Source organism: Dokdonella sp. (assembly GCF_049593775.1).
GTDB lineage: Bacteria > Pseudomonadota > Gammaproteobacteria > Xanthomonadales > Rhodanobacteraceae > Dokdonella.
This window is the reverse complement of the sequence record NZ_JBAWHJ010000253.1, coordinates 1-6467: the sequence shown is the minus strand read 5'-3', so window position 1 is coordinate 6467 and position 6467 is coordinate 1. Positions and strand designations below refer to the sequence as shown.

The 6467-nt window shown below is 60.8% G+C and carries 7 protein-coding genes; 4 read left to right on the top strand and 3 right to left on the bottom strand.

All coding sequences use genetic code 11. The features are described from left to right. Positions 1–132: 132 nt before the first annotated feature. The 4 genes from WBP53_RS08980 (at position 133) to WBP53_RS08965 (ending at position 4478) form a co-directional block, all read left to right on the top strand. A complete protein-coding gene (locus WBP53_RS08980) occupies positions 133–645 on the top strand; it encodes an alpha/beta hydrolase (RefSeq protein WP_423928068.1) in 513 nt (170 codons plus the stop codon). 2 nt (positions 646–647) lie between these two features. Then, the gene (gene rlmKL / locus WBP53_RS08975) at positions 648–2810 is read left to right on the top strand and encodes a bifunctional 23S rRNA (guanine(2069)-N(7))-methyltransferase RlmK/23S rRNA (guanine(2445)-N(2))-methyltransferase RlmL (RefSeq protein WP_423928070.1); all 2163 of its coding nucleotides are present in this window, start codon (positions 648–650) and stop codon (positions 2808–2810) included. 73 nt (positions 2811–2883) lie between these two features. Next, the gene (locus WBP53_RS08970; protein WP_423928066.1) at positions 2884–3558 is read left to right on the top strand and encodes a hypothetical protein; all 675 of its coding nucleotides are present in this window, start codon (positions 2884–2886) and stop codon (positions 3556–3558) included. Positions 3559–3815: 257 nt separating this feature from the next. Next, entirely contained in the window at positions 3816–4478 is a 663-nt protein-coding gene (locus tag WBP53_RS08965; RefSeq protein WP_423928064.1) for a class I SAM-dependent methyltransferase, read from the top strand. Between the two features lie 146 nt (positions 4479–4624). Here WBP53_RS08965 and WBP53_RS08960 read toward each other — a convergent pair whose 3' ends face one another. The 3 genes from WBP53_RS08960 to WBP53_RS08950 all read right to left on the bottom strand — a co-directional run. Beyond that, a complete protein-coding gene (locus WBP53_RS08960) occupies positions 4625–5410 on the bottom strand; it encodes a queuosine precursor transporter (RefSeq protein WP_423928062.1) in 786 nt (261 codons plus the stop codon). After that, a complete protein-coding gene (locus WBP53_RS08955; protein ID WP_423928060.1) occupies positions 5407–6117 on the bottom strand; it encodes a YceH family protein in 711 nt (236 codons plus the stop codon). Before WBP53_RS08955 ends, WBP53_RS08960 begins: the two co-directional genes overlap by 4 nt. A gap of 3 nt (positions 6118–6120) precedes the next feature. Then, positions 6121–6467: alpha/beta hydrolase family protein (locus WBP53_RS08950; RefSeq protein WP_423928058.1), on the bottom strand; the 347-nt coding region annotated here is incomplete at its 5' end.

Genomic DNA, 6467 nt, shown 5'->3' with positions numbered 1-6467 from the left:
TCGCTTCACGCAGGTTGGTGGTGAGCGCAGCGAACCCCGCCGATTCTGCTGGAGCCTTGACGATCCCGGAATAGACGGCGATAGCCTGGCAAGCCAAGTGTTAGCATCGCGCGTTTCCACGGAGTGCAAGGCGTGAAAGGCACCGTCATTCTTTCCCACGGCCTCGAAAGTGGTCCGCAGGCGACCAAGGTCAGCGCGCTGGCCAGAGTTGCCGAAGAACTCGGCTGGTCCAGCATCCGGCCGGACTATCGCGATCTGGATGCCAGTCGCGACGTCGCCGCGATCACCGCACGCACCGAGCGCCTGATTGCCTCCGCACCTGCGGATGGCAAGGTGATCTTTGCCGGATCCAGCATGGGCGCCTTCATTTCCGGGTTCGCCTCCAGGCATCGTGAATGCGAGGCACTGTTCCTGATGGCCTTGCCCGTCGGCGTCGAAGGTTATGATTATGACTACGTGGCAGCCAAGGTCCCGACCGTGCTTGTCCACGGCTGGCGTGATGAACTGTGCCCCGTCAACGCCGCCATCGAGTTCGCTCGCGAGCGTGGCGACACCTTGCACCTTGTCGATGATGATCATCGGCTGACTGTTCACGTCGACTATTGCGCAGAGGCGTTTCGCCAGCTGCTGCTGAACCTGGACTGATGATGCAGAAATTCTTTGCCACCTGTCCGAAAGGACTGGAGTACCTCTTGCGCGACGAACTCGTCGCACTCGGTGCGAGTGATGTGCATGAGGCACTTTCGGGCGTGCACTTCAGTGGCACGCTTGTCGATGCCTATCGGGCCTGTCTGTGGTCGCGGCTGGCCAGTCGCGTGCTCATGCCGCTGAAGGAATTCGATGCCGCCGATGAGAACGCCCTGTACGACGGCGTGCAGACCATCGACTGGTCGCAGCACCTGGCCGAGCACGGCACCCTGGCCGTCGATGCCGTCAGCAATGCGAGCCAGATGCGGCATACGCGTTATCTGTCGCAGAAGGTCAAGGATGCCGTCGTCGATCAGTTTCGCGATCGCAATGGCGAGCGTCCGGGGGTTGATCTTGATCAGCCGTCAATCCGGCTGAACCTGCTGTTGCGCAAGGATCGCGCCCTCGTGTCGCTCGATCTTTCGGGAACGCCCTTGCACCGTCGTGGCTACCGGGTCGGGCAAGGCGAGGCACCCTTGAAGGAAAACCTCGCCTGCGCGATGTTGATACGCGCCGGCTGGCCCGAGATATTCAAGGCCGGTGGAGCCATCGTCGATCCGATGTGCGGTGCCGGCACCCTGGTGATCGAGGCCGCCCTGATGGCGGCCGATGTGGCGCCTGGTCATCAGCGAGAGTATTTCGGGTTTCTGGGCTGGCTGGGTCACGATGCCGAGGCCTGGCAGACGCTGGTTTCCGAAGCGAACAGCCGGGCCGAGACCGGCTTGCGTGCGCTGCCGGCCGCATTCTTCGGCGACGATCAGGATCCCCACGTCCTCAATCAGGCCAAGCGCAATGCGCAACAGGCCGGGGTCATCGGATTCACCCGCTTTGAGCGTCGCTCGATCGAACACCTGCAACGTCCCACCGACGCAGCACAACCGGGCCTGCTGATCTGCAATCCGCCCTATGGTGAGCGTATCGGCCAGCAACATGCGCTGGCACCCACATACCGCGCCATTGGCGACAAGGCGCGCAGCGAATTTGATGGCTGGCGCCTGGCCGTGATTACTTCGGACGAGGATCTCGGACGTGCCATCGGCCTGCGCTCGCACAAGCGCTACGCCCTGTACAACGGCGCTCTCGAATGCCGTTTCCTGTTGTTCGAAATTGGCGGCGATGCTGCACCCAAGGTTGTCGAAGAGCGCCCGATGACTGCCGGGTCGGAAGCGGTTGCCAACCGGCTGCGCAAGACGCTCAAGCACCTGCGCAAACGCATTGACCGCGAAGGCATTCATGCCTGGCGCGTCTACGACGCGGATATCCCCGAGTACTCCGCTGCAATCGATATCTATGTTGGTCGCGAGGAATCACGCCCGCACCTTGCACAGTCCACCTGGCTTCACGTGCAGGAATACGCAGCGCCAAAGGACATTCCCGAACACGTAGCTTCCGCCCGTCTGGCTGATCTGGTGCGCGGTGCGATAGACGCATTCGAGTTGCCGCGCGATCACATTGCCGTGAAGACACGCTACAAGGCCAGGGGCGGCGGCAAGTATGGGCGCATGGACCAGCGTTCGAACTTCCTGATCGTCGAAGAAGGCGGTCTCAAGTTCCGCATCAATCTGTTCGACTATCTCGATACCGGCCTGTTCCTCGATCATCGTCCGGTGCGCGAACGCCTGCGTGAAGCGGCACGCGGCACGCGCTTTCTGAATCTGTTCTGCTACACCGCAACAGCCAGCGTCTACGCCGCATCCGGTGGTGCGCGCACAACAACGAGTGTCGATCTTTCCGGTACCTATCTGGATTGGGCCGAAAAGAACCTGGCCATCAACGGCTTTGGCGGGGACGCCCACCAGCTCGTACAGGCCGATTGCCTGCAGTGGCTGGCGCATGATCGTGGTGAGTACGACCTGATCTTCGTCGATCCGCCGACATTCTCGAATTCAAAGCGAGCCCAGGATTTCGATGTGCAAAAGGAGCACGTTCGCCTGTTGCGTCGATGTGCGGATCGCCTGGCGTTTGGTGGCACGATCGTGTTTTCGAACAACTTCCGCCGTTTCAAGCTGGACGCGGAAATTGAAGAATTGTTCGAGGTTCGTGACATCAGCGCGCAGACCATTCCGTTCGATTTCACGAGAAATTCACGAATCCATCAATGTTACGAACTGCAACCGCGTTGAAACTGAACCTGAATTTCAGTTGCGATTCAGTTGGCCAGACGCAGAGTGCAGGCGTTGACTTGGAGAATGCCCCATGAAAATTACCTGCAATCGCCCGCATGTCTATTCGATAGGGCTGGTGCTTGCTGTCGCCCTGATGTCTGCGCCGGCGGCCTTCGCCCGTGGCGGCAACAACAATGGCGGCGGTCACGGTAACGGCGGCGGCCAAGGCAATGGTGGTGGCCATAACAACGGTGGTCGCCACAATGGTGGAGGCAATCACAACAACGGTGGACGCCACAACGGTGGCGGCAACCACGGTGGGGGAGGCTACTACGGTGGCGGTTCCCACGGCGGCGGGTATTACGGTGGTGGCTCCAGCAACTGGGGCGTCAGCATCGGAATCGCCGGCCCCGGATACGGCATTGGTTACTGGGGCGGCAGCGGCTACTACGGCGGCGGCTACGGCAGCGCGTATTACAGCGGCGGCTTTGGTGGTGGATATTACGGTGGCGGATACGGCGGCTACTACGGCGCGGCTTACCCCTCCTATGGGGTCGGCTACTACGGGTACTCCAGTCCGGCTTACGTCTACCCCGCAAGGCGGGTAGTGACTTCGGGCTACTACCGCCCGCGTCCCTTGCCGTACAACGGCTATTACCAGCGCGGAAATCAGCCAGTCACCACCACGGTTGTCATTCGTGGCGGCAGCGACTACGGCGGCCGCAACCAGATGTATACACGCGCAACTTATTACGATCGGGACTAGCTTCCGATCAGACGAGCAAGGCCGGGTGCATGTTCATTGCTGCAACCGGTACTTCGGGCCCCGCGGACATTTCCCCTGATATCCGCGGGGCTTTCTTCATTCTCGCGACTCGATTCGGCGCTGCTGCGCCGGGCGACCATGGTTGTCACCGGTCGCCGCCCATGCCGCATGATTCTGGTTGATTTCTCTGGCCAGTGTTAGGCTGCAAGCCTTGGCGCCCATGCAGTTTGCGGGGCGATATTCCTGCGGAATCGAGCATGCCACCAGTTGACCCGCTGCTGCGGGATCGTCTCGCAAAAGCAGATCCTTCAGCGGTGAACTGGACGTTCTTCCGCCAGTGGTTGAAGAACCCGATTGGCATTGCGGCACTTTCTCCTTCCAGCCGCCGACTCGCTCGCGAAATGATTGCGCAGCTTCCGGAACCTCCTTGCCGGGTCATTGAGCTTGGGGGTGGAACGGGCGTGTTCACCCGAGCCCTGCTGGATCGTGGCGTGCTCCCGGAAGAGTTGCTCGTAGTCGAGCTGAATCAGGAACTGCACCGTCTGCTTCAGCACCGCTTTCCGGAAGTCAAGGTCATCCGTGGCAACGCCATGGAGCTGAAGGAAATCGTCGAACGCGAGCAGTTTGGCAAAGCCGGTGAAGTGGATGCGATTCTCAGCGGTCTTGGCCTGTTGTCGATGTCGCGCACTTCGCAGCGACGCATCCTGACTGAGGCATTTTCCGTGCTTGGACCGAAAGGACGGTTCATCCAGTTCACCTACGGCCCGGTCAGCCCCGTATCACGCGAAGTGCTGACTGAGCTTGGCCTGGGTGTCTATCGCAGCGGCGTCGCCTGGCGCAACGTGCCCCCCGCTGCGGTGTACGTGTTCACCCGCAACCGCTCAACCTCGATTCGCGCCATCCGCACGCATCGGCGCTGAGCGACGTAGCAATATCCCCTCGCATCTTTTCGTAGGGGTGGGTCTCAGACCCACCCTCTCTTTCCCGTAGTTTTTCAACAACAAGGAGCGGGTGGGTCTGAGACCCGTCCCTACGAAAGGCAGAGATCCCACGTGCTCGCCAGGCCCTACGCCTCCGCTGCCTCACGCTTGAGCGCCGCCGCCAGATCCTTGCCCAGCCACATATCAATAGCCTTGCGCAGCAGGTAGATCAGCGGGATCAAGGCGATCGCCGCCAGCACCTTGTAGCCATAGTTGACCGTACCCACGGCCAGCCAGAGATCGGTAGTCCACTTCTGCGGGCCGATCACGAACGCGATGTAAAGCACCACGAAGCTGTCGACAAACTGGGAAACAAAAGTCGATACGGTGGCGCGCAGCCAGATGTGGCGCTCGCCGGTGCGCAGGCGGATCGAATGGAACACCCGGACATCGATGAGTTGGCCGACCATGAAGGCCGTGATCGATCCGGCAATTGTCCACATGCCCTGGCCGAACACATACGCATAGGCCAGTTGCAGGTCGGGTACGCCACTGTCCTTCGCCGCATCCACCCACCACGATGCAGGTGCAAGGGCGATGGCGACATAGGCAAACAGGAATGCGTAGGCGATCAAGCCGACAGCCAGCCATGACAGGAAGCGCACGCCACGCTGCCCATAAAACTCGTTGATGACGTCGGTCATGATGAAGACGATCGGCCACAGCAACGTGCCCGCCGTGAAGTTGAGCGAACCGGTCTGGTTGAACAGGTTCCACTCGAAGGGCTGCAGCCCCAGTGTTTCCTCAAGCGCAAAAATCTTCACGCCGATGAACTCGGCGATGATTGCGTTGGCAACGAAGAAACCTGCCAGCACAAGAAACATCCGCTGCGCGCGTGGTGCGGCGCTGGCCATCACGGCAGCGGAGTTCATGCGTCGTCGTTCTCGTCCCGTGTCTGCTGCGTATCGTGGCCGGGACGTGACTGCAATTCCGCGACCACCTCCTGCAGTTGCGCGACAAGGCTTTCGAGCTGCGATACGCGTTCGCCCAAACCACCCGTTGCGCGATTCGATGCTCCGCTATCGGTCGCCATGGCGTTATCCGTCGATACGGGTCCGCACAACAGATGCATGTAGCGGTCTTCGCGCTGGCCCGGTCCACGATGCAGTCGAACCACCATCGCGGGATCCCGTGAAGCCAGGCGCTCGAGCACGGTGCCGACTTCCTCGGCATCCGGAAAATCCGCAAGCCGTTCGCTTCGGGAGTACAGCTCGTTCAAGGTTTGCGGTCCGCGCAACATCAGCACGGCGAGCAGGGCGCGCTGCCGCGTGGTGACGTTGAACCCGGTCTCGAATCGGTGTGCGTAGCGCGATGCGCGGGCGCTCAGGGTGCCTGTCACCAGTCCCTTGCCCTCGAGCTGGCGAAGCGCATGACCCACTTCGCCCGGCTCGTAGTGGGTCATCGGATCGCGATTGGATTTCTGGTTGCAGGCGGCGACCACCGAATTGAGCGTCAACGGATAACCATCCGGAGTCGTCGCCTGTTTTTCGATCAGGCTGCCGAGGATGCGCGCCTCAATGGCCTCAAGCTCGTCCAGTGACGAAGCCGAGCCTGTCTCTTCGACATCCTGTTCCTGCATGGTCTATTTTCCTGTTGGCTTGTTGGTGCGGTACTTCTCGAACCAGGCCACGGTGTTGAGCACCTTGGCGATGAGATTGCTCGGGCGTTGTGCGATTCCGTGTGAAGCACCCGGAACGCGCACCAGTGCAGTATCCACCTTGAGCAGCTTGAGTGCCTGATAGAACTGCTCGGCTTCGGAGGCTGGGGTGCGGTGATCTTCCTCACCCACCATCATCATGGTTGGCGTCTTCACGTTGCCGACATAGGAGATCGGCGAGCGCTCAAGGTAGTTTTCGACCTTGTCCCAGGGCAGATCGCTGAACCAGTACTGCGAGAAGAACGGATACATGTCCGCCGTCAGAATGAAGC